This window comes from Bradyrhizobium sp. Mp19, assembly GCF_029952935.1.
Lineage (GTDB): Bacteria > Pseudomonadota > Alphaproteobacteria > Rhizobiales > Xanthobacteraceae > Bradyrhizobium > Bradyrhizobium elkanii.
The window spans coordinates 253,430-276,461 of sequence record NZ_JASAUT010000007.1 but is presented as its reverse complement, the minus strand read 5'-3'; the positions used below and the strand labels follow the sequence as shown (position 1 = coordinate 276,461).

The 23,032-nt window shown below is 65.5% G+C and carries 20 protein-coding genes; 8 read left to right on the top strand and 12 right to left on the bottom strand.

Annotated elements, in window-relative coordinates; genetic code table 11:
- Window positions 1-98: 98 nt before the first annotated feature.
- A complete protein-coding gene (locus QJT82_RS12315; RefSeq protein WP_028339404.1) occupies window positions 99-518 on the bottom strand; it encodes a hypothetical protein in 420 nt (139 codons plus the stop codon).
- A gap of 153 nt (window positions 519-671) precedes the next feature.
- On the opposite strand from QJT82_RS12315, the gene QJT82_RS12310 reads away from it, so the two are divergent.
- Together QJT82_RS12310 and QJT82_RS12305 are read left to right on the top strand one after the other, a co-directional pair.
- Window positions 672-1,907, top strand: coding sequence for an amidohydrolase family protein (locus tag QJT82_RS12310; RefSeq protein ID WP_028339405.1), 1,236 nt, complete (start codon window positions 672-674; stop codon window positions 1,905-1,907).
- A gap of 283 nt (window positions 1,908-2,190) precedes the next feature.
- Complete coding sequence (locus QJT82_RS12305) at window positions 2,191-3,405, top strand: mandelate racemase/muconate lactonizing enzyme family protein (RefSeq protein ID WP_028339406.1); 1,215 nt, start codon at window positions 2,191-2,193, stop codon at window positions 3,403-3,405.
- Window positions 3,406-3,561: 156 nt separating this feature from the next.
- Here the strand turns inward: QJT82_RS12305 and QJT82_RS12300 are convergent, their stop codons facing one another.
- From QJT82_RS12300 to QJT82_RS12290, 3 genes are all read right to left on the bottom strand, one after another.
- On the bottom strand, window positions 3,562-4,800 hold the full coding sequence (locus QJT82_RS12300; RefSeq protein ID WP_196238134.1) for an ABC transporter substrate-binding protein: 1,239 nt from the start codon (window positions 4,798-4,800) through the stop codon (window positions 3,562-3,564).
- Window positions 4,801-4,901: 101 nt separating this feature from the next.
- Window positions 4,902-6,941 (bottom strand): hydantoinase/oxoprolinase family protein, encoded by a 2,040-nt coding sequence (locus QJT82_RS12295; RefSeq protein ID WP_028339408.1) that lies wholly within the window; start codon window positions 6,939-6,941, stop codon window positions 4,902-4,904.
- 6 nt (window positions 6,942-6,947) lie between these two features.
- Window positions 6,948-8,600: a hydantoinase B/oxoprolinase family protein gene (locus QJT82_RS12290; protein ID WP_028339409.1), complete on the bottom strand. Its 1,653-nt coding sequence runs from the start codon at window positions 8,598-8,600 to the stop codon at window positions 6,948-6,950.
- A gap of 267 nt (window positions 8,601-8,867) precedes the next feature.
- On the opposite strand from QJT82_RS12290, the gene QJT82_RS12285 reads away from it, so the two are divergent.
- The 4 genes from QJT82_RS12285 to QJT82_RS12270 are packed head-to-tail and all read left to right on the top strand — an operon-like array spanning window position 8,868 to window position 12,111.
- The gene (locus QJT82_RS12285; protein ID WP_028339410.1) at window positions 8,868-9,353 is read left to right on the top strand and encodes a DUF305 domain-containing protein; all 486 of its coding nucleotides are present in this window, start codon (window positions 8,868-8,870) and stop codon (window positions 9,351-9,353) included.
- Window positions 9,354-9,365: 12 nt separating this feature from the next.
- Window positions 9,366-10,823 carry a YncE family protein gene (locus QJT82_RS12280; RefSeq protein WP_028339411.1) on the top strand — a complete coding sequence of 486 codons (1,458 nt, stop codon included), beginning with the start codon at window positions 9,366-9,368 and terminating at the stop codon, window positions 10,821-10,823.
- The gene (locus QJT82_RS12275) at window positions 10,820-11,350 is read left to right on the top strand and encodes an RNA polymerase sigma factor (RefSeq protein WP_028339412.1); all 531 of its coding nucleotides are present in this window, start codon (window positions 10,820-10,822) and stop codon (window positions 11,348-11,350) included. The genes QJT82_RS12280 and QJT82_RS12275 overlap by 4 nt, the downstream gene beginning before the upstream one ends.
- Window positions 11,347-12,111, top strand: coding sequence for an anti-sigma factor (locus QJT82_RS12270; RefSeq protein ID WP_028339413.1), 765 nt, complete (start codon window positions 11,347-11,349; stop codon window positions 12,109-12,111). Before QJT82_RS12275 ends, QJT82_RS12270 begins: the two co-directional genes overlap by 4 nt.
- Before the next feature lie 13 nt (window positions 12,112-12,124).
- Here the strand turns inward: QJT82_RS12270 and QJT82_RS12265 are convergent, their stop codons facing one another.
- The 8 genes from QJT82_RS12265 to QJT82_RS12230 all read right to left on the bottom strand — a co-directional run bounded on the left by QJT82_RS12265 (window position 12,125) and on the right by QJT82_RS12230 (window position 21,161).
- On the bottom strand, window positions 12,125-13,360 hold the full coding sequence (locus QJT82_RS12265; RefSeq protein WP_028339414.1) for an MFS transporter: 1,236 nt from the start codon (window positions 13,358-13,360) through the stop codon (window positions 12,125-12,127).
- Between the two features lie 216 nt (window positions 13,361-13,576).
- Complete coding sequence (locus QJT82_RS12260; RefSeq protein ID WP_028339415.1) at window positions 13,577-14,422, bottom strand: CmcJ/NvfI family oxidoreductase; 846 nt, start codon at window positions 14,420-14,422, stop codon at window positions 13,577-13,579.
- A gap of 525 nt (window positions 14,423-14,947) precedes the next feature.
- Complete coding sequence (locus QJT82_RS12255; RefSeq protein ID WP_028339416.1) at window positions 14,948-15,889, bottom strand: ABC transporter substrate-binding protein; 942 nt, start codon at window positions 15,887-15,889, stop codon at window positions 14,948-14,950.
- Entirely contained in the window at window positions 15,886-16,980 is a 1,095-nt protein-coding gene (locus QJT82_RS12250; protein ID WP_028339417.1) for an LLM class flavin-dependent oxidoreductase, read from the bottom strand. The genes QJT82_RS12255 and QJT82_RS12250 overlap by 4 nt, the downstream gene beginning before the upstream one ends.
- 135 nt (window positions 16,981-17,115) lie before the next feature.
- Window positions 17,116-18,288 (bottom strand): acyl-CoA dehydrogenase family protein, encoded by a 1,173-nt coding sequence (locus QJT82_RS12245; protein WP_028339418.1) that lies wholly within the window; start codon window positions 18,286-18,288, stop codon window positions 17,116-17,118.
- On the bottom strand, window positions 18,282-19,079 hold the full coding sequence (locus tag QJT82_RS12240) for an ABC transporter ATP-binding protein (protein ID WP_028339419.1): 798 nt from the start codon (window positions 19,077-19,079) through the stop codon (window positions 18,282-18,284). The genes QJT82_RS12245 and QJT82_RS12240 overlap by 7 nt, the downstream gene beginning before the upstream one ends.
- Window positions 19,073-20,089, bottom strand: a complete 1,017-nt coding sequence (locus QJT82_RS12235; RefSeq protein WP_028339420.1) for an ABC transporter permease subunit — start codon at window positions 20,087-20,089, stop codon at window positions 19,073-19,075. Before QJT82_RS12235 ends, QJT82_RS12240 begins: the two co-directional genes overlap by 7 nt.
- Complete coding sequence (locus QJT82_RS12230) at window positions 20,067-21,161, bottom strand: ABC transporter substrate-binding protein (protein ID WP_028339421.1); 1,095 nt, start codon at window positions 21,159-21,161, stop codon at window positions 20,067-20,069. The genes QJT82_RS12235 and QJT82_RS12230 overlap by 23 nt, the downstream gene beginning before the upstream one ends.
- A gap of 129 nt (window positions 21,162-21,290) precedes the next feature.
- Between QJT82_RS12230 and QJT82_RS12225 the strand changes: the two genes are divergently transcribed.
- Both QJT82_RS12225 and QJT82_RS12220 read left to right on the top strand, forming a co-directional pair.
- Window positions 21,291-21,614, top strand: coding sequence for a hypothetical protein (locus QJT82_RS12225; protein ID WP_028339422.1), 324 nt, complete (start codon window positions 21,291-21,293; stop codon window positions 21,612-21,614).
- Window positions 21,615-21,632: 18 nt separating this feature from the next.
- Entirely contained in the window at window positions 21,633-22,619 is a 987-nt protein-coding gene (locus QJT82_RS12220) for an ABC transporter substrate-binding protein (protein WP_155258376.1), read from the top strand.
- The last annotated feature ends 413 nt before the right edge of the window (window positions 22,620-23,032 follow it).

The window sequence follows — 23,032 nt, the reverse complement described above, 5'->3', positions numbered from 1 at the left end:
AGAGAATCATTCGACTCACCGTTCCGCAAACGGAAACGCCTCAAATCACATAGATTCACAGCCTCTCAGGATGACGGACTAACACGGTGAAGCGGTTGCTACTCCTCGATCCCCCGCTGCGCCAAAATCCGCTCGGCGCTGTCGTTCCAGACGTCCATCTTGACGATCTGCCCGCCCCGCACCACGAAGCGGTCGACATAACGGTTGCCTTCGAACGGCGTGCCGTCGCTCCATTCGCCGTAGAGCGTGCCGACGCTGTAGACGACGGTCTCGTCCGTGCCAGGGCAGACATCGAAGCGGTCCATCCTCTTCTTCACCCAGCGGTAGCGCTTCGCGTTGAAGGCGGTCGGCCCGCGCGGATGGTCGAATTCGCGCCCGTCGGTGAAGGTGATCACCGTGCCCGGCTTCATATAGGCCGCGGCCGCATCCGGATCGGGGATCATCGACGCCGTCAGATAGGCCTCGACGATCTCGGCATCGGACATCGGGCGGGCATCGGCTTTGGCGGGTGCGGACATGGGGGCCTCCGGGGATAATCAGGACTCTACAATCTGGCGACAAAAGTGTATGCACATTTTTTGGACAATATGGCTAGCAAATTGCACACAATCTGATGCTGCTGGTTCCCTGCCCTTCCGCTAGGCTCAGACCATCCTGATGTCTTCTTCCCGATGATCGCGAAACCTGCCTTCGACCTGGTCTTCCGCAATGCCGTGACGCGCAGCTCTGCCGCCACGGTCGATATCGGCATTGCCGGCGGCCGGATCGCCGCGATCGCGCCGCGCCTCGTGTGCGAGGCGGTTGAAGTCGACCTCAGCGGCCGGCTGGCGTTGCCCGGCTTCGTCGACACCCATATCCATCTCGACAAGGCCTGCCTGCTCGGCCGCTGCGGCCACGATCACGCCAGCCTCGGCGAGGCGATCCGCGCGGTGTCGGCGATGAAGCGCGATTTCACGGTCGAGGATGTCTATGCGCGCGGCTCAAAAGTGATCGAGCGCGCGATCACGGCGGGCACCACGCGGATGCGGACACATGTCGAGATCGATCCGCGGATCGCCCTGCGCGGCTTCGAGGCGCTCAAGGCCTTGAAACGCGACTATGCCTGGGCGCTCGACCTCTCGCTTTGTGTCTTTCCGCAGGAGGGCTTGACCAACGACCCCGGCGCCGACGAGCTCTTGGTCGCGGCGCTGCACGACGGTGCCGAGGCGGTCGGCGGCTGCCCCTATGTCGACAGCGATCCGAGCGCGCATATCGCGCGCATCTTCGACCTCGCGCAGGAGTTCGACGTCGATGTCGACCTCCATCTCGATTTCGACCTCGATCCCTCCTGGTGGCACATGGAGGAGGTCTGCCGGCAGACCGAACGGCGCAACTATCACGGGCGCGTCGCGATCGGGCACGCGACCAAACTCTCCGCGCTGCCGCCTGATCGGTTAAAGAAAGCCGGCGCTCGGCTCGCCGAGGCCGGTGTCGCGGTCACCGTGCTGCCCGCGACCGACCTCTATCTGATGGGCCGCGATGCCACCCACAACGCGCCGCGCGGGCTCACGGCCGCGCATCGGCTCGTCGCGGACGGGGTGCTGTGCTCGGTCGCGACCAACAATGTGCAAAATCCCTTCACGCCGTTCGGTGATGCATCGCTGCTGCGGATGGCCAATCTCTACGCCAATGCGGCGCATGCCGGGATCGGCGAATTCGACGCCTGCCTCGATCTCGTCACCGACCTGCCGGCGCGGCTGATGAACCTCGGCGACTACGGCATCGCGGTCGGCAATCCCGCCGACATCGTCGTGCTCGACACCGACAGCGGAACCAACGCGATCGCCGAGCTGCCCGACGTGCTGACGGGCTTCAAGCGTGGCCGCAAGACCTTCGAGCGGCAAAGGCCGACGCTGTTCCGGCCATAGATCCGAACACTCCCTCCCCGTCATCCTGAGGTGCGAGCTCTTGCGAGCCTCGAAGGATGCACGGCCCCATGAGATCCACGCGGAAGGAGCCGGGCCGTCGCCCTTCGAGGCTCGCTCCGCTCGCACCTCAGGGTGACGGTTCGGTAGCATTGAGCCGCCACCAACGACTGCGTGCCGCAGCACCAACCTGCGCGCATTGTCGCCTTGCCCTGGCGCGAATTGACGCGTCCGCCGATCCGTTGTTGAACGTCCCCAACACCAACAAACAGCCGGGCAGGAAACCATGAGCAAATCCACCACAATCAAAAGCGTCGAGACGCTCGCCTGCGATGCCGGCTGGCGGAATTATCACTTCGTCAAGGTGACGACCACGGACGGGCTGGTCGGCTGGAGCGAATATGACGAGGGTTTTGGCGCGCCCGGCGTGACCGCGGCGATCGAGCGGCTGTCGGCGCGGGTGGTCGGCAAGAATGCGTTCGAGCACGAGCGGATCTATGTCGAGCTGTTCGCCGCGACGCGCCCTGCCGCCGGCGGCGTGGTGGCGCTGGCGCTCGGGGCGATCGAGAACGCGCTGCTCGACGTCAAGGCCAAGGCGCTCGGCGTGCCCTGCTACGACCTGCTCGGCGGCAAGATCCGCGACCGCGTGCGGGTCTACTGGTCGCATTGCGCGACCTGGCGCATCAATCATCCCGACTGGTACAAGCCGGCGATCACCGATCTCGACGGCGTCAAGGCGATCGGGGCCGAGGTGCGCGAGAAGAAATTCACGGCGATGAAGACCAACATCTTCGTCTACACCGACGGCAAGCCGCAAGGATGGCGCCCGGGCTTCGGCTCGCCGTTCCAGCCCGAGATCAATATCGACCGCACTGTGCTGCGCAATCTCTGCATGCACCTGGAGGCGATCCGCGACGGCGCGGGGCCGGATGTCGATCTCCTGCTCGACCTCAACTTCAACGCCAAGACCGAGGGCTATCTGAAAATCCTGCGCGCCATCGAGAAGATGGACATGTTCTGGGTCGAGATCGACACCTTCAATCCGCAGGCGCTCGGCTATATCCGCCGCCAGAGCCCGCACCCGATCTCGTCCTGCGAGACGCTGCTCGGCCTGCGCGAATTCCTGCCCTATTTCACCGAGCAGGCGATGGATGTCGCGATCATCGACACGCCGTGGAACGGGGTCTGGCAGTCGATGAAGATCGCCGCCACCGCCGAGCATTTCGAGGTCAACGTCGCGCCGCATAATTTCTACGGCCACCTCTGCACCATGATGAACGCGCATTTCTGCGCCGCGGTGCCGAACCTGCGGATCATGGAGACCGACATCGATCGGCTGGCCTGGGACCACGAGCTGTTCACCCATGTGCCCGAGTTCGTCGACGGTCATCTCGTGATCCCGGATCGTCCGGGCTGGGGCACCGAGCCGAACGAGGAAGGCCTGCGCGCGCATCCGCCGAAGAACAAGGGCGGGTTGTTGAATTACGGGTTGAAGAAGTAGGCGGTTGTTGCGCCGGCCCCTCACCCCATCGTCGTCCCGGCGAAGGCCGGGACCCATAACCACCGCTGGGTGGTGTGTAAGGGATTATCGCCCCAGCAGAGCAAAACAATGCGCAGTTGGGGTAATGGGTCCCGGCCTTCGCCGGGACGACAAAGACTAATTATCCTCGCGCACTGCCGTGAACGCGCTGTCGATCACGTCGCCGATCGGCTGCCAGGCATTGCCGTCGAACTGCACCAGCCGCATCTGCTTGATCGGGCGGAAGTCCTTCGGTCCGGTGTTGATCACGATCCCGGGCAGCGCGATCGGGCTCTGATAGTCCTTCAGCGACGCGGCCTGCCGCATGATGTTCTCGCGCGACAGATCGTCGCCGCACTGGCGCAGCACCTGCATCAGCGTATCGGCTGCGGCGTAGCCGAACACGGCGTAGATGTCGTCCTTGTCGCCATCAGGATAATATTTGTCCATGAAGGCGAGCCACGCCTTGATCTGCGGATCGTCCTTCCAGGAGGCATCGCCGGCATCCTTGAGGAACGAGGTCGAGATCACGCCGAGCGAATTCTGCAGGCCTGCCGGCCGCAGCGCGCTGGCGATCGAGGCCGACGCATTGTCGAGGATGAACACCGGATGCCAGTCGAGGTCGGCGGCGACGCGGATCGCGCGCGCCGCGATTGCCGGCGCGCCGTCGAACACAAGGATATCGGCGCCGGAGTTCTTCAAAATTCCGATCTGGTTCTGGATCGCGGTCTCCGACGCGTCGAAGGCGAGATCGGCGACGATCATGCCGGCGGTGTCGCCGAGCCCTTCCTGCAATCCCTTGAACAGGTCGCGGCCGAACTGATCGTTCTGCCAAAGTACCGCGATCTTGCGGGAGGGATAGGCTGCCTGGATATAGTTGGCATAAATCCGCCCCTCGGCGCGGAAGGTCGGCTGCCAGCCCATGGTCCAGGGAAAGGTCACGGGATGCGCCCACGCCTCGTCGCCGGAAGCAACGAACAGCTGCGGCACCTTGTTCTCGTTGAGGTACTTCCGGACCGCGAGATTGCTCGGCGTGCCGAACGAGCCGAACATCAACAGCACGTCCTGCTTCTCGACGAGATCGCGGGTCTGCTCCATCGCAATCTTCGGATTGGAGCTGTCATCGACCGAGACGAACCTGACCTTGCGGCCGTTGATGCCGCCATGCTCGTTGACCATGTCGAAATAGGCCGCCTCCGCCCGCCCGATGGTCGCGAACGCCGCGAGCGGCCCGGTGTAGGGCATGACGTTGCCGATGCGGATCTCGTTGCCGGCCGCCGTCTGCGCCTGCTGCGCACGCAACGGCGCCACCGCGAGGACAGCTGCGAGGACGAGGGATATCGAAAGCGCCGTTTGTCTTTTTGCTTGCATCAACATCGCCACAAACGCCGGCGGCTGGCCGGCGCTCCTCCCGAGCGAGCGGAGTTTATCGCCCAAGCCAATGCCGGAAAAATGAAATGTTGATGGCGGAGGCGGGCTCAGCGCAATGTTATATCGAGCCAGCCGAGCGGGTTGACCGCGACGCGGTCACCGCTGTCGACCAGGACGGTTGTGGTTTCGGCCTCAATGATCGCGGGACCGGCCAGCGCTTGGCCCGGCCTGAGATCGTCGAGCGCGTAGACCGGCACCTCGCGCCAGGCACCGAACCAGGCCTGCCGCTTGCCGCGCGGCGCGCAGGGCGCCGCCGAGCTGGCCTTTCCGGCATCACTGCTGCCGCGCGCCACCTTGCCGACCGCGGCGACGCGGGCGTTGACGAACACCACCTCCTGCCCGCGCGAGGCATAGGTGTAGAGCTCCTCGTGGCGGCGATGGAAGCGTTCCTCGATCTGCGCCACCAGGTCGGCGGCGCCGAGATCGAGCTCGCCGAGCGGCACGTCGATCTCGAACACCTGCTCGCCGTAGCGCATCTCGGCCGAGCGCTCGATGGCGATATCGCCCTTGAACCAATCGCGCAGCCGCCCCGCCGCCTGCTCTTCCAGCCCGGCGAACAAGGCGCGAACCTCGTCGGCGGAAATCCGGCCCGTGCCGTAATGGGTGCGGCTGACCTCGTAACGCAGATCGCTGGTCAGCATGCCCCACGCCGAAAGGACCGAAGCGACCGTCGGCACGATGATGCGCTTGATCTCGAGCTCGCGCGCGACCTCGGCGGCGTGCATGCCGGCGGCGCCGCCGAAGCTGAGCAGCGCGAATTTGCGCGGATCGACGCCGCGGCGCAGCGTCATCAGGCGGATGCCGTCGGCCATCTTCAGATTGATCATCTTGTAGATGCCGGCGGCGGCCTCGATCCGCGACAGCTCGAGCGCTGCGGCGATCCGGTCCACCGCCGCTTCCGATGCTGCACGATCGAGCGGCCGCGCGCCGCCCATGAAGGCCGCGGCATCGAGATAGCCGAGCACGACATTGGCATCGGTGACGGTGGCGGCCGTGCCGCCATTGCCGTAGCAGGCCGGGCCCGGCACCGAGCCCGCGCTCTCCGGCCCGACCCGCAACGTGCGGCCGCCGTCGACGCTCGCAATCGAGCCGCCGCCGGCGGCGATGCTGGCGATATCGAGGCTGCGCAGCGCAATGCGCTGGCCGGCGAGCATGCCATCGGCCGACAGCGAGGCCTGGCCGTCCGCGATCAGCGAGATGTCGGTCGAGGTGCCGCCCATGTCGAACGGCACGAGATCGGGAATTCCGAGAAGATCCGCGCAGCGGCGGCTGCCGGAAATGCCGCCGGCCGGCCCCGACAGCACCGTGCCCGCGGCGAGCCGCGAGGCTTCCTCGACCGGCGCCATGCCGCCATGCGACAGCACGACGAACAGCGAGCCCGCAAAGCCGGCTTCCGCGAGGCTGCGCTCCAGATTGGTGAGATAGCGCCGCACCGTCGGCGCGACATAGGCGTTCACGATCGTGGTCGAGACGCGCTCATATTCCTTGATCTGCGGCAGCACGTCGCTCGAGCGCGACACGCTGACGTCGGGCAGCTCCTTCGCCAGTTGCTCGACGGCGGTGAGCTCATGCGCCGGGTTGAGATAAGCGTGCAGAAAGCAGACCGCGACCGAATTCGCACCGGAACGTTTCATCTCGGCGATGACATCGCCGAGCGCGGCGGCGTCGAGCGCAACCGCGGCGCTGCCGTCGGCCTTCAGCCGCTCGCGCACGCCAAAGCGGCGCTCGCGCGGCACCAGCGGCTCCGGCGGCGGCGTGCGCAGATCGTAGCGGTCCGGCTTCAGCCCTTCGCGCATCTCGACGACATCGCGGTGTCCCTCGGTGGTCAGGAGCGCAACTCTCGCACCCTTGCGCTCGAGCAGCGCATTGGTCGCAACTGTCGTGCCGTGCACCAGGCGATCGGTCGCGGCGAGCATCGCCGCGCGTGTCACGCCGAGGCGGCGCGCCAGCTCTTCCAGTCCCGCCATGACGCCGATCGACTGATCGGCCGGCGTGGAGGGCGATTTTGCAAAAACCGTGCGCCCGGTTTTGTCAGTTGCAACCAGGTCGGTGTAAGTGCCGCCGACGTCGACCCCAATCGTGTACATCGCTGCCTACACCGCTTTCGAAACCAAACCTTGCGCAAGATCGCGCGCCCGCGCTTCCGCCGAGCGCTTCTCCGGCGGCCCCCAGCCGCCGCCGCCAGAGGACCGGATCTCGAGGCAGTCGCCGGGGCGCAGCTCGATGCCGACCTCCTTGGTCTTCAGCACGCGCGGCTCGCGTCCTTCCGAGAGCAGCCGGTAGTGATGCGGCTCGCCGTCCTTGCCGCCGAGCATGCCGCAGGGACCATGGCGCGCGCCGTCGCCGGCGGTGTTGCCCTTGGCCGGCTTTTGCGTCTCCAGCACCATGTCGAGCGCGACGCCAAGCCCGCCGCGATGCTGGCCGTCGCCGCCGGAGTCCGGCCGGAATTCGTGCTGGCGGAAATGCAGGGGAAAGCGCACCTCTGCCACCTCGATGCTGCCGAATTTGAGTCCGCCGACCGAGTGCCATTCGCCGATCGACGAATAACCGTCGCCGCCGGGCGAGGCGCCGCCGCCGGGCCGGGCCTGGAACATGTGCCAGATGAAATTGCGTCCGTTGCGCGGATCCTCGCCCTGGATCGCGATGCGGAAGCGGCGTCCCCACCCGCCCATCACGCGATCCGGACAGGACGCCGACATCGCCTTGATGATGGCTTCGACGATCTCATTGGATGGATGGCTGGTGCACAAGGTGACGGGACGGCCGGGATCGGCCCAGACAATCGTGCCCTGCTTCGCCACCACCTTCAGCGGCCGTAGCGCGCCGGTGTTCTTGGGAATGTCGGCGTCGATCAGATAGGCAAAGGCCATCGCGACCGCCGCCTGCATGTTGGCGTGCGACGAATTGACGAAGCTGGTCGACTGCGGATCGGAGCCGGCGAGATCGACCTCGATGTCGCTGCCCTTCTTCGTCACCTTGGCGGCGATCTTGATGTCGGTGCGGCCGTGGCCGTCATCGTCGAGCAGGGCCTCGCCGTAGAACACGCCGTCCTTCCAGGTCGACACCACGGCGCGGGTCTGCTGCTCGGTCGCGTCGAGAATAGCCTCGATCGCGGCTTCGACGGTCTCGGCACCGAACTCGCTGAACAGCTTTGCGACGCGCCGCTCGCCGAGATGCGCGGCACCCAGCATCGCCGCGAGGTCGCCGCGGAATTCGCGGGGGTTGCGGATGTTCAAAGCCAGCAGATCGAGCAGATCCTCGCGCGGCTTGCCGGCCTCGTAGAGCTTGATCGGCGGAATGCGAATGCCTTCCTGATAGATCTCGGTGGCGGCTGGATTGTAGGCGCCGTGGGTGGCGCCGCCGATGTCGCTCTGATGCGCGCGCACGATGGTCCAGAGCAGTCTTTTTCCCCCATCGAATACCGGTACGAATGCGGTCAGGTCAGGCAGATGGCTGCCGCCCTGATAAGGATCGTTGAGCAGGATGACGTCGCCGGGCGCGACATCCTTGAAGCGCTCCTCCACCGCCAGCGTCGCCCAGGGCAAGGCGCCGACATGAACCGGAATGTGGTCGGCCTGCGCGATCAGCCGGCCGTTGGTGTCGCAGATCGCCAGCGAGAAATCGCGGCTGGAATTGAGGATCTGCGAATAGGAGGTGCGAAGCATGGCTTCGCCCATCTCCTTCACGATCGACGACAGGCGGTGCTGGACGACGGAGCGGGTGATCGGATCGATCTTGGCGGACATCTTGGCCTTCTTGGCGCGAGCGACTTGCGCAGGGAGGATCGAGGAACCGGTCGATCGGAACCGGAATTCCCTCTTATAGCCAGTGGCTTGCCGATCGCAAACCGGCTGGCTCGGCCGAAACGGATCATTCCGTCGATCAGCAAGTCGTGATCGAGAAGAACCTGCCCCGCGACGGAATAGAACTCACGCTGCTGCGTCCCACCCATGCAAGCCGGCCCAAGCCCGTAACCGCTCGGGCCTTCCCGACAACTCCCAGGGTGAACGCAAATGCTTCCTCGATTCCTTAAGTCCGGCCTCGCGCCGCTCGTCGCGGCCGCCCTGCTCGCTTTTGCAGCTGCGGCGGCTGCTTTCGCGCATGACGACCATCATCCGGTCCAGACCGGGCAGACGGCCGAAGAGAGCGCCTTCCTTGCTGAAAACGATACCGCGATGACCAAGATGATGAACGACATGGCCGCCAAGCCGAGCGGCGATATCGATCGCGACTTCGTCGCGATGATGGCGCCGCATCACCAGGGCGCGATCGACATGGCCGTGATCGAACTCCGCTACGGCAAGAACGAGCAGCTGCGCCGGATCGCGCAGGAAATCATCATCGAGCAGCGGCAGGAGATCGACGCCATGAAGCTCGCGATCGGCGAGCCGGTGACGGCATCCGCGCCGGCCCCGACGCAGCCGGGCCCGGCGCCCGCCGCAGCCCACGATCACGCGGCTCACGATCACATGAACATGTCCCACGAAATGAAGAACTAGGAGCCTCAAACGATGAACCGCAAGATCCTGAAGTGCCTGCTGGCCACGACCGTGCTGGCGATGTCGAGCTCCGCCTTCGCCGGCCAGGCGCCGGGCGCTGCGTCCTCGCCCGACATTCCGGTCAGCCATCACGATCGCGTCTACGCCGCCGAGCAATTCTCCAACACGGTGTCGGTCACCGACCCGGCCGACAACAAGCTGCTCGGCGTGATCCGGCTCGGCGATCCGCAGCCGGGCAATTTCAGCCCACTCTACAAGGGGCAGGTGCTGGTGCACGGCATGGGTTATTCGCCCGACCACCAGACCCTCGCGGTGGTCTCGATCGGGTCGAACTCGGTGACCTTCATCGACACGGCGACGAACTCGGTCAAGCACGTCACCTATGTCGGACGCTCGCCGCACGAGGCCTTCTTCACGCCCGACGGCAAAGAAATCTGGGTCACCGTGCGCGGCGAGAATTACATCTCGGTCATCGACGCGCAGAGCTTCAAGGAAACGATGCGCATCGAGGTGCCCGCGGGACCGGGCATGCAGATCTTCTCGCCCGACGGCAAGTACGGCTACATCTGTTCGTCGTTCAATCCGGAGACCGATGTGGTCTCGGTCGCAGACCATCAGATCGTCGCGAAGGTGAAGCAGGAAAGCCCGTTCTGCCCGAACATCGCGGCCTCGCCCGATGCCGACCAGGTATGGTTCACGCTGAAGGATGTCGGCAGGACGCAGGTGTTCAACGCGAAGCCGCCGTTCAACCTGATCAAGACCATCGACACCGGCCCGATCACCAACCACGTCAATTTCGCCAGGACCTCAAAGGGGACCTTCGCCTATGTGACCATCGGCGGCGCCAACGAGGTCAAGGTGTTTCGAACCGATGATTTCTCGCAAGTCGCGACCATCCCCGTCGGCAATCTGCCGCACGGCGTCTGGCCGTCCGGCGACGGCACGCGGGTCTATGTCGGTCTCGAAAATGCCGACGCGCTGGCCGCGATCGACACCGCGACCAACAAGGTGGTCGCCAACATCCCGATCGGCCAGGCGCCGCAGGCCATAGCTTACGTACCGAACGCCGCGCCGAATCCGGATGACCGCCAGAACCTGCAAGCCCTCGGCGTTGCCGGCCAGGCCGCTCACCTTGCGCTCGCGCCGAAGAAGCAGGCCAAGGGCGAGAAGCCGCCGACCAGCGTCTCGCTGTTCGATCAGGGGCTGATCCAGGTGCTGCAGGCGTCGGTCACCGGACTCGAACCCAAGCAGCACTACGTGCTAGGGTTGGCCGAACGTGCCGATGGCACGGGATCGGTGGAGCCTCTGGCAGCCTTCATGACCAATCCCGCCGGCTCCGCCATTGTCAACGTCACCGGACCGATCCGCCAGATCGTGCAGAGCGCAGCCAGGACGGAGCGGCGTTACCTCGTCATCGCATCCGGCGAACCGGCGAAGCTCGGAGCGGTCGTGCAGGTGCAAGCGCCATGAGCGACATGCTGCACCAGATCGAGCCGGTCATCCCGGCGCTGCGCCGCTACGCGCGTGCGCTGGTCCGCAACCACGCGGCCGCCGACGATCTGGTGCAGGACTGCCTGGAGCGCGCCGTTAGTCACTGGCACCAGCGGCGCGACACCGGCAGTCCACGGTCATGGCTGTTCGCCATCCTGCACAACCTCGCCATCAACCAGTTTCGCCGCGCATCCGTTCGCGCCCGGCACGTCGCCATCGACGAGGCGGGTGAGCACGAGCTCGGACAGGATGCGGTGCAGGAGCAGAAACTGATGTATCAGGACGTGCTCGGAAAGCTCGGGAAGCTTCCCGACGAGCAGCGCGCCGTGCTGCTGCTGATCGCCGTCGAAGACCTGACCTACGCGGAGGCCGCCACGGTGCTCAACATTCCCGTCGGCACCGTGATGTCGCGCCTCTCGCGGGCACGCGAGAAGCTGCAGCAGGAGCTGGAAGGGCCCGCGGATAACCAGCACAGGAACGTCGTACAGTTGCGGAGCATCCCATGAGCAATCGTCCCATCTCGGAAGACGATCTGCACGCCTATGTCGATCACGCGCTCGAGCCCGAGCGCCAGGCCGAAGTCGCCGCCTATCTGGAGAGCCATCCGGATGTGGCAAAGCGCGTCGCTTCCTTTTCCGATCAGCGCTGCTGGTTGCGCTCGGCCCTCGCACCGATTGCAGAGGAGCCGCTGCCGCCACAACTCAATTTATCAAGGATCATCGAGAGCAAGCGCCGCCGCCCCGCCCCGTTTCGCTGGGCGATCGCGGCGATGCTGATGCTTGCAATCGGCGGCGTCGGCGGATGGGCGCTCCGTGGCGCGACCGAAGGGCCCGCCGTCGGCCTTGCCGCGCTCGCCCAGGAAGCGAGCGATTCCTACAAGGTGTACGCCTCCGATCGCACCCGGCCGGTCGAGCTGCGCGACAGCACCGAGCTTGTGCAGTGGGTCTCCAACAGGCTGCGTCAACCGGTCAAGCTGCCGGATCTGACGAGGTCGGGATATCGCTTGATGGGCGGACGGGTGGTGCCGACCGCACACGGTCCGGCGGCCATGTTCATGTATGACGACGATCGCGGCGAGCGGCTCGTGGTTCTCACCCGTCCGATGACGTCGGACCAGAACGCGCCGATGGCCGCGCATTCGGGTGGCGACGTCGCGGGCTTCTCGTGGGCCGACGGCGGTACGGGCTACTCCCTGGTGGGGCCGCGCGGGGGCGATTCCCTGCGGCCGCTTGCCAACGAGATTCGCAAGCAGGCGCAGACGATCTGATCGGAACGGAGCGCTAGGGCCTGGTGTAGATCAGGAACAGCACGATCCCGATCACCAGCGCGCCGGCGATGAACAGCAGCACCGCGGGCAGCCCGAACAGCGCCGCGACGCCCGCGGTGCTGGATTGCAGCAGCGCTGCGCCGAGGAAGAACGCGAGATTGACCGAGGACAGCGCCTTGCCGGTGTTCTGGGCGGCGACAAGCTGGCGCGTCATGCCGTAGATGAGCGGCTGCGCCGACGTCGCGAGCCCGATCAGGATCAACAGCACCAGGTCATATTGCGTCGGCATCACGGCAACGCCGAACAGGTTCGAGACCGGGAAATGCGGCGCACCGGCCGCCATCAAGACGAGCAGCAGCGCGGCGATGGCGTGCGTCGCCGCCACCATGGCGCGGCGGTGCCCGAACTTGCGGTCGAAGGCACCGATGCAGGCCGGGCCGACGATCATCGCCAGCGTGAACAGGCCGAGCACATTGCCAGCCTCGATCCGGCTGAGCCCTTTCTCGTCCATCAGCCACGGCCCACCCCACAAGCCGCGCAACGTCAGCGACGCGCCGAGCGACACCAGCGACAGCGCGATCAGCCCGCGCAGGCCGCGCGACATGCCGAGCCGCAGCACCTCGGCCATCTGGTGCAGCGGCGAGGAATCATCCGCATGCGCCGCCGGCTGCCGCGGCACCAGCGCGAACACCGCGATCAGCACCACAATGCCGAAGCCGGCCGAAACCCAGAAACCGGCGCGCCAGCCGAACTGATCGACCACGAAGGCCAACGGGCTTGCCGACAGCAGCATCCCGATATTGCCGATCGAGAGGATCAGACCGGACCACAGGCCGAACTTCGCCGCCGACATCTGCTTGGCCGCGAGCGTCATCGGGCACATCAGCATGCCCGAAGTGGCGACGCCGAGCATGAGCTGGCCAAGCACGAAGCTCGCCGGCCCCGTCGCCAGTGCCGAGACCAGCGTTCCGACCACGGTACCGGCGAGCAGACTCAGCGACACCGGCCGCACGCCGAAACGATCCATCGCGGCGCCGACCGGGATTTGCGAGGCGGCAAAGGAGAAATGATAGATCGAGGTGAGGCTCGCCAGCGCCTGCGGCGAGGTGCCGAAATCCGACGCCATCAGATCGAGGCTGATCGCCGGAATGGTCCGCAGCAGCGTCGACAGCATGTGGCCGGAGGCCAATGCCAGAAGTGCAAGCACCAGGGCGCGGAACCCGATCCCCGCCTCTTCCTTCGTCACCACGCCGTCCACGAATCGCCTCTTTCCCGAGCGGTTTGGCGACGGGCGTAACATTATTGGGACGGGGGTGCCAAGTTTGAGGGCAGAGTGACCTTCTGCGCTCCACGCACCGTCATGCCCGGGCTTGTCCCGGCCATCCACGTCTTTCTTCGCGCGGAGCCCAAGACGTGGATGCCCGGGACAAGCCCGGGCATGACGAATTTATGGGAAGCGCGTCCCTTACTGCTTATGGAACACCAGCGTGCGCAGCTCGATGCTCTCGCGCGGCGCGGCGTCCGCGGGCGTGGTGGGATCGACAAACGCCGTATGCGGCCCGAACCGCGTGCGGCCGTCGGTCGCCGAGTCGTAGCATTTCAGCAGGATCGCCTCGTCCGGCGTCATCTCGGGAATGTAGAACCAGCGGTGGTTCGGGTTGTACTTCACCGAATAGGTCTCGCCGCTGCGGTTCGGATAGATCAGGTCGGAGGCGATCAGATCCTCCGGCGCCACTGTCGTACCGTCGGCCATCGCAAGCGGTGAATCGCGCAAGGGCCCGCGGATCGGGCGCCACAGATTGATCACCTGGACGCGGCCCTTGACCAGTTGCTCGGCCTCGTCGGGCAGGTGCTCGAACACCCGGTTGTGGCCGGAGACGGCGGTCTGGTCGACATGGACGCGGGTCGCCGGCTGGCGCGGTCCGCCGCCGCGAATATCAGCTGCACCCTCGACGCGCTTGCGCACGGTGTGATCGAAGATGAAGACACGATCCGCCTTCAGCGTCGCCTTCAGGAAGGCTTCGACGGCAGGATAGTAGACGTTGCGGACTTCGTTGTCGTCGTAATAGTCCTTCACGCTGGTCGGATGCTTGACCAGCGCAAAGCCCTGGCGATCGAGCGAGAAGCCGTCGGCGATCAAGCGTCCGTCAAAGATCGGAACGTTGTGGGCTTCGGGCAGCGCGGTGGATTTGGGTTCGCCGGGCGGCGGATCGAAGGCGTAGGTCCGGGGCTTGCCCGGCGTCGGCGCGAGATAATTCAGTTCAGCGGTCACAAACGGCAGCGACTCGATGCGAGTTTGTTGAAGGCCCATGGTGATCTCCCGGACTCGATTGTTCGTCCGTTTGATCTTGGCAGCGCCGGAGGAAGCGGCAAGGTCGTGGCGAAAATAGCAACGTTGCGGTTTTGGAATGTGCCAAACGGGGAAAATCCTTGCCGCGCGGCAGCCCGCGGACGAATGGATGTTTTGAATCACGGGTTCGTTAGCGGTGCAATAGTGCGGCGTTGAATCGCTTCCGCGCAGACGGTCCACATCTCCCGCTTGCAGGGCCGCCGCAGCTGCGCTGGCAAAATATCGAAAACAACCCCATGCAAAGGAGCTCGCGGCTGGCGGCTGCCGGCCTTCGACGGGGCAGCTTGACACGTCGGGCAAATCAGGAATACATTTCCAATATTCCGAAATCATGCAAGTGCCCGTCGTCCTGGCGAAAGCCAGGACCCATTACCACCGAATTTGATAGTGAGCGGGATCGCGGCCCCAGCGTCGTACAACAACTGCCATCCGGGGTAATGGGTCCTGGCTTTCGCCAGGACGACGCTGGTGTCGCTTGCAAGTTGCCTACAATCCGGCGCCCTTCTCTACGGCTCCAGCGAACGACCGATCGACGATGTCCGCGGCGTTGATCTTCTGCCTGATCAGGCCCCAGCGGTCGTAGAGGTCGATGGTCTTCTGCTCGTCGGCCACCACGCCGTCGTCGATCGGCGCGATGCGGATCTTGGCGCGCGTCAGCCAGTTCACGGCCACCGCGGGCGGGATGTTCATCAGCCTGCCCCAGGTCGCAGCGTAGCCCTCGACATTGTTCTGCGACCATGCGCGCGCCGCGGCGAGGCGACGCACGAAATCCTCCAACTGGGCGCGCTTGTCCTTGATCGCATCGGGCGTTGCGACCTGGAAGCCGAGGCCGGGCGTGATGCCGTCGGCCGTGATGACGCGGCGCGACTTGAACAGCACCTCTTCCTGGCTGACATAGGGCTCCCAGGTCGACCAGGCGTCGACCGCGCCCTGCGTGTAAGCGACCTTCGCATCCGACGGCGCGAGGAACACGATCTGCACGTCGCTCGCCTGCCAGCCCCTGGATTCCAGCGCGGCCAGGATCAGCTGATGGCCGATCGAACCGCGGCCGGTCGCGATCTTCTTGCCTCGCAGATCGTCGAAGCTCTTGATCGCGGAGCTTTCCGGCACCAGGACCGCGAGCCCGTCGCGCGACTGCCGCACCGCCGCGATCGCCTTGACCGGAATTTTGGCGGCGGCCGCGAAGGTGAACGGCGCGTCGCCGACCAGCCCGGTATCGATCGCGCCGGCCCCAAGCGCCTCCAGCAGCGGCGCGGCAGCTGCGAATTCCTTCCACTCGATCTTGTACGGGACGTCCTTGAGCACACCGGCCGCTTCCATCACGGCCTGCGAATTGCCCTTCTGGTCGCCGACGCGCAGCGTGGTCTGCGCGGCGGCGCCATCGATGGCGGCGAGCGCAAGCGCTGCCGCAACAATGAGACGGATCATTCGGCGGCGATCCCCCGCTGCTGGTCGCGCGCTTCGATCAGCTTGCGGGTCAGCGGGATCAGCGCGCGGCCATAATCGATCGCATCGACCAGCGGATCGAAGCCGCGGATCAGGAAGTGACTGACGCCGAGATCGTAATAGTCGCCGAACACCTCGGCGACCTGCTCGGGCGTGCCGACCAGCGCAGTGGTGTTGCTGTTGGCGCCCGTCAGTTTGGCGATCTCGGTCCACAGCCGCTTGTCGATGCGCGTGCCCTGATCGGCGAGCGCCAGCAGCCGCTTGGCGCCGTCGGTCGCGTGGTTGGGACGGCGATAACCGGTCTGGTCCTGCAGCGCGGTGGCACGTTCGAGGATATGTTCCGCCTTCTTCCACGCCTTCTCCTCGGTGTCGGCGAGGATCGGCCGCACCGACAGGCTGAAGCGCGGCGTCGGCCGGCCGTGCCTGGCAGCGGCCGCGCGCACCCGCGCGGTGACGTCGCGTACCTGCGCATAGGATTCGCCCCACAGCGCGAAGGTGTCGGCGTGCTTGCCCGCGACCTCGACCGCGGCGTCCGAGCCGCCGCCGACGAAGGTGTAGATGCCGCCCTTCTGCAACGGCTTCACCTGCGAGAAGCCGTTCTCGACGTTGTAATACTTGCCGCTATAGTTGAACGGCTTCTCGCTGGTCCATTCCAGCCGCACCACGTCGAGGAATTCGCTGGTGCGGGCGTAGCGTTCGTCCTTGTCGTCGAGCGTGTTGCCGTCCTGGCGCAGCTCGATGGCGTTGCCGCCGGTGATGACATGCAGCGAGATGCGGCCGCCATAGAATTGATCCAACGTTGCGAGCTGGCGCGCCAGCAGCGTCGGCGCGGTGAAGCCCGGGCGCTGCGCGATCATCACCTTGAGCTGCTTGGTGATCGTGAGGACATGCTGCGCGACCTGCAACGCATCCGGCGTGGTGGAGTGGAACGCCAGCAGCGCGCGATCGAAACCGGCGAGCTCATGCGCCTTGGCCACCGTCTCGATGTAGGGCGGATCGAGCACCGGCCCGGCGCGGACGATGGTCTCGGAGGCATTGTTGTTGGTGATGAAGCCGATGAACTCGACCGGCATGACGGGAACTCCGTTGTTGTTGGCTAGAGCCATTTCCGTTCCGATAGAATCGGAACGGAGCTCTAGATTCTTGCTTTGACGCGTTTTCTTCACGCGAACCGGTATCCACTTCGCTTGAAAACGCTCTATTGTTTTTCAGACGCCCAGCGCGGAGCGTCCGGCGGAGACACGGGTGGCATCGTCTTGCGGGGTATGGACGCGGCCGCACAGCACGTCACGGTAATGCCGCTCCAGCGGATTGGTTCGCGACAGGCCGTGATTGCTGGTCAGCGACAAGGCATCCTCCACCACTGCCGCGGCGTTGTTGGTCACCGTCAGCTTGATGATGTTAGACTCGATCGCGGACAGCGGGAAGCCGTTATCGAAATCGGCGGCGAAGCTGTCGATCAGGCGGGCATTGACCGCGAGCCGCGCCTCGATCGCGCCGACGACCTCCTGCATCCGCGGCAAGGTCGCGAGCGGCGCGCCGAGATTGGCGGGCACCCGCTCCTTCAGGAATTTGACCAGCCAGTCGCGGGCAGCGCGGGCGATGCCGTCATAGATCGCGGCGACGAAGATCGCGTGCACGGTCGCCTGGGTGACGTCAGGAACCTTCCAGTCGTCGGGCCTGCGGACGTCGATCTCGTAATCCAGCGGAAACACCACGTCGTCGAAGATCACGGTGTGGCTGCCGCTGGCGCGCAGGCCGAGATGATCCCAGGTCTCCTCGATCCGCGTTCCCGGCAGACCGGCGGGAACCAGAAACAAGCCGACACGGGTCTCCGGCTCATCGGTCTTTGCCCAGACCGAATACCATTTCAGGATCGGCGCGCCGGTCGAATAGATCTTCCTGCCGGTCAGCCGCCAGCCAGTTTCGGTGCGACGCGCTGTGGTCGCCGGCAGGCCGCCACGCGCGGGCGACCCGAGCTCGGGCTCGACGCGCAGCGCGTTGATCAGCGCCACGCCTTCGACCGTTTCCTTGGCGAGCTTGCGCGACAGCCGGCCCGGCCAACGCGTGCTGCGCGCCATCACCAGATGCTGGATGTAATGCATCGACAGCACCAGCGCGGTCGACGGATCAGCCTTGCCGATGATGCCAAGCACGCGCGTGGCGTCGCGGGCGCCCGCTCCGCCGCCGCCGAGCGCGGCCGGCACGGTCAGCGCCAGCAGACCTTCGCGCGACAGATCGGCGAAATTCTCGAACGGAAAGCTGGCGTCGCGGTCGTGCGCCGGCGCACGCGCGGCAAACACCTCGGCGAGCCGCAACGCGCGCGCGATGTGCTCCGACTCGTTCGCCGGCGGCAGCTCCCTCGCCGCTGATGTCACCATGTCGCCTCCAGCCCGAGCAGGCCGAGAATCTGCTTGCGCAGCTCAGCCAGATAAGGATCGCCGCGATGCCGCGGGTACGGCCGGGCGACAGCGATGTCCGCCTCGATCCGCGCCGGCCGATCGGAGAGCACGATGACGCGGTTGGCGAGCACCAGCGCCTCTTCGACGTCATGGGTGACCAATAGCGTGGTAAAGCCCTTGCGCTGCCACAGCGCCACGAGTTCGGACTGCATCGCGATCCGCGTCAGCGAATCGAGCTTGCCGAGCGGCTCGTCGAGCACCAGGATTTTCGGATCGTTGACGAGCGCCCGCGCCAGCGCCACGCGCTGCGCCATGCCGCCGGACAGCTGGTGCGGATAGGCGTTGCGGAACGAGGACAGGCCGACCAACTCGATGACATCATCGACCCGGTGGCGCTGCGCCTTCAGGATGCCCTGCGCTTCGAGGCCAAGCGCGACATTGTCCCACACCGTACGCCACGGAAACAGCGTTGGATCCTGGAACACGACAACCCGCGACGGATGCGGGCCGGCGATGCGGACTTCATCCTCGCGCAGCGAGCCGGACCGGGGCTTTTCCAGCCCCGCGACCAGCCGCAGCAAGGTCGACTTGCCGCAGCCGGACGGGCCGAGCAGCGCCACGAACTCGCCCGGCGCGATCGAGAGATTGACATTGTCGAGCACCGGCAGCGTGGCGCCATCGATATCGAAGGCGTGGCTGACGCCTTCGATATCGAGTTCGGCGCCGACCGCAGGATAGGTGATTGCTTCGGCGGCGGACTGCACTACCATTTGACGACGCCCTTCTGCCAGACCAGCAGGCGGTCGCGGGTGCGGAACAAGAGCGTGATCGCGCCGGAGCAGAGCAGCGACATCACGATCAGCGCCGCGTACATGTTGGCATAGGCCGCCCAGCCCTGCGCCCATTGCAGGTACCAGCCGAGCCCGGCCTTGACGCCGATCATCTCGGCGACGACGAGCACCGCAAAGGACGAGCCGAGCCCCATGAACAGGCCGACGAACACATGCGGCAGCGCGGCGGGGATCGCGACCTTCAGCACCAGGAACGATGGCTTCGCGCCGAGCGTGCGCGCGACGTCGTAATAGGCGCTGCTGACGCTCGCCACGCCCGACCAGGTCAGCACCGTCACCGGGAAGCCGGTGGCGAGCGCGATCAGGAAGGTCGAGGCGCTCCAGCTCGACGGAAAGGTGAAGAAGGCGATCGGCAGCCAGGCGGTGGCCGGCAGCGGGCCGATGAAACGCAGCACCGGATGCACCCAATAACCGATCTTCTGCGACCAGCCGATCGAGACACCGGTGATAAAGCCGACGGTTGCGCCGATGATGTAGCCGCCGAGCTGCAGCTTGATCGAGGCGAACACGCTGTCGAGCAGTTTTGGCAGATCGTCGGTGTAGACTTCGAGGATCGACTGCGGCGGCGGGAAGAACGGCAGCGGCAGCCAGGCGAACTTTGCGGTGGCGACCTCCCACAGCGTCACGAAGGCGCCGAACGCCACCAGCCACGGCGCGCGTTTGCGCAGCGCCGGCCCGGCGCCGCCGAGATAATCCGCGCTGACCGTGCCGAACAGGATGAAGGCGGCGATGACGATCGCACCGATGCCGAGCGATCCGGTCCGCGACCAGTCGCCGACATCGGGCCAATAAAGGCATGAGAGGCCGAAGGCGAGCCAGACGAGGCTCGCCGCAAGGCCGACACCGTAACTGCCGGAGAGGTTCGAGAACGTGACCGCCGCGCGCGGCGCGGGCGCGGCCGTCGTGTCAGACACTGAATACGTCGACATAGATCCGCTCCGCGAATTTTGCCGTGTCGGTGCTCTGCTTGAACACCTGCACCGTCTTGAGGTCGTCGGCGTAGCCCTTCAGCTCGCGCTTGAGCACCTCGCCGGTCGGATGATGGTGATGGGTGTGGTAGCGTGCCATTGCCTCGAGATCGGCGAGGCTCGCCGCCTTCGGCGCATAGGGCTGGAACGACTTCGCCGCCTTGTCCGGGTTCTGCGAGGTGAACATCGCCGCATCGAGCAGCGCCTGGGTGATGGCGCGCGCGACTTGAGGCTCCTCGCGCACCAGGCTGCCGCGCAGGCCGACGATGCAGCAGCTCTTGTCGCGATATTCGCCGTCGAGGTTGGAGGCGACCTCCTTGTATTGCGCATCCTTCAGCCAGAGATAGGCCAGCGGGTCCGACGACAGGAAGGCCTGCACCTCGCCCTTCTCGACCGCGACGTTGAGCAGATTGCCGGGATAGGCGCGCCAGTCGACGTCCTTGATCGGGTCGATGCCGAGCTTGGCGAGCTGGATCGAGAAGAAGTTCTTGTCGGGACCGGCGAGATCGCCGACCGCGACGATCTTGCCCTTGAGATCGGCGAGCTTGCCTATGCCGGAATTGGTGCGGGTCAGGACGCGCATGCAGCCGCCATGGGTGCCGGCGGCGATCTTGACGTCAAAGCCCTGCTCCAGCGGCTTCAGCCAGCGCAGCGCCATGCCGAGACCGGCGTCGCTCTTGCCGGTGGCGATCGCTTCCAGCAGCTGGTCGGTCGAGCCCGAATAGTTGACCAGCTCGACGTCGAGATTCTGCTTCTGGAAGAAGCCGTGGTCGATCGCGACCGGCAGCGGCGCAAGGCAGACCGCGCCGGCGTTCCAGGACAGCTTCAGCTTGCGCGGCGCGCCGGTCAAAGCCGGTGCATCGGACGCGGTCTTGCAGATTGGGAATTCGGAGAAATCGATCGCCGGCGTGATCGCCCGTGGCGCGAAGGCCTGCGCACTATACGCCCCGATCGGCGCGGCAAAGGCCGCGGCGGCGCCGGCACGCAGCAATGTGCGGCGATCCATCACCGTCTTCTTGTTATCTCTCGACATCATCACTCCTGCATTTCGGCAAGGCTCCGCCCCGCGCGCAAAGCGTGTCTGCGCGCCCCGTCGTTCGAAGCTCATGGTTTTAGTAAAAGCGGATTTCTCCGGCGCGATTGCACTCAAAGCAACGTGCAAATGATGCGGCGCGACAAGTTCATCGTCAATGAAATGGAATTTCGAATGTTGTCGACGCCACAGCCGAACTCTCCACGATCGCATCGCGCGGCGATGAAAGGATTTTCACGATCGTCCCACACGGAGATGCGGCGCGATCACCGCGACTGCATCAAATTTGAGCGTTTTGCGGTCGCATGCGCGATGTCTTCTACGCACCGCATGCCTGACGAGATCATCCTTGCCGCGCAGCCGGCGAATTCAGATTTCCGTTTCGTTGACGGCGAACGGCTTGCTCATAGACTTGATCGAACGCTGCCGCGCGTTCCGCCGCGCAGCGAATGAATCAGAAAGAAACTTCAAATGCACAAACTGACCCGTTCGGGTTCTCCCTATACTTTCACCCGCCGCACGGCGGCCGCGCTGATCACAGCCGTGATCACGCTGTCGACGTCGGCCGCGGCACTCGCGGCTGACGCGATCGTGCTGCGCGTCGGCGACCAGAAGGGCGGCAACCGCTCGCTGCTGGAAATTTCCGGCCTCGCCAAGGACCTGCCCTACAAGATCGAGTGGTCGGAATTCCCGGCCGCAGCGCCGATCCTGGAGGCGATAAACGCCGGCGCGCTCGACGTGGGCTACACCGGCGATCTGTCCTTCCTCACCGTCTATGCGTCGGGCGCGCCGATCAAGGCGATCGGCGGCACGCGCTCCGATGCGCGGACGCAGGCGATCCTGGTGCGCGGGGATTCGCCGATCAAGACGGCGGCCGATTTGAAGGGCAAACGCCTTGCCGGCACGCGGGGCGGCTGGGGGCAGTTCCTGATCAACGCGACGCTGGAGAAGGCCGGCAGCAGGATCGAGGACGCGACCTTGGCCCCGCTCGGCCCGGTCGACGCCAAGATCGCGCTGCTCGCCGGCTCGATCGACGCCTGGGCGGTGTGGGAGCCTTACATTTCCTACGCCACGCTGAAGGACAAGGCGCGCGTCGTCGCCGACGGCGAAGGGCTGACGCCGACCATCACCTTCATCGTCGCCTCCGACAACGCCATCGCAACCAAGCGCGCGGCGGTGCAGGACCTGTTGCAGCGGCTCAACAAGGCGCGGCTGTGGTCGCTCGACCATCTCGCCGAGTATGCCAGGAACACAGCCGAGCTGACCAAGCTGCCGGAAGACGTGCTGCTCGCCGCCTACACCGCCCAGAAGACGAGCCCGATCGCGATCGACGAGGCCGTGGTGAAGGAGGTGCAGGCCGCCTCCGATCGCGCCACGCGCTATGGCATCCTCGGCAAGACGCTCGACGTCGGCAAGGCCGTCGACCGCAGCTTTACGGCAAGCGCGAGCTTGAACTAGCGGCGGTCCTTCACCTCCCCTTGAAAAGGGGAGGTCGGTTTGCGCAGCAAACCGGGTGGGGATCCTGCCTCCGCGAACGCCAGCGTCCGGGGAGGGCAACCCCCACCCCGCCCTCCCCCTTTCAGGGGGAGGGAGACAGACGGCGGTGCCCACCTAACGAGCATCAAGCCGCGCACCACCATGGAGACCTCCGATGTCCGGTCCGCTCCATCTCGCGTTGATCGTCGCAGCGCATCTTGCCTGCATGACGCTGCTGGTGATGCTTTCGCTCTAGTGTGCTGAATGCGAAGTTCGTGCGATTTCGCGGCAACCACCTTCACGAACTTCGCATTCATAAAGCACACTAGAATCATAAGTTTGCTAGTGTCCTTATCGAATCCGAAGTTCGTCCCGAAGGTGCGGCGAATGATGCG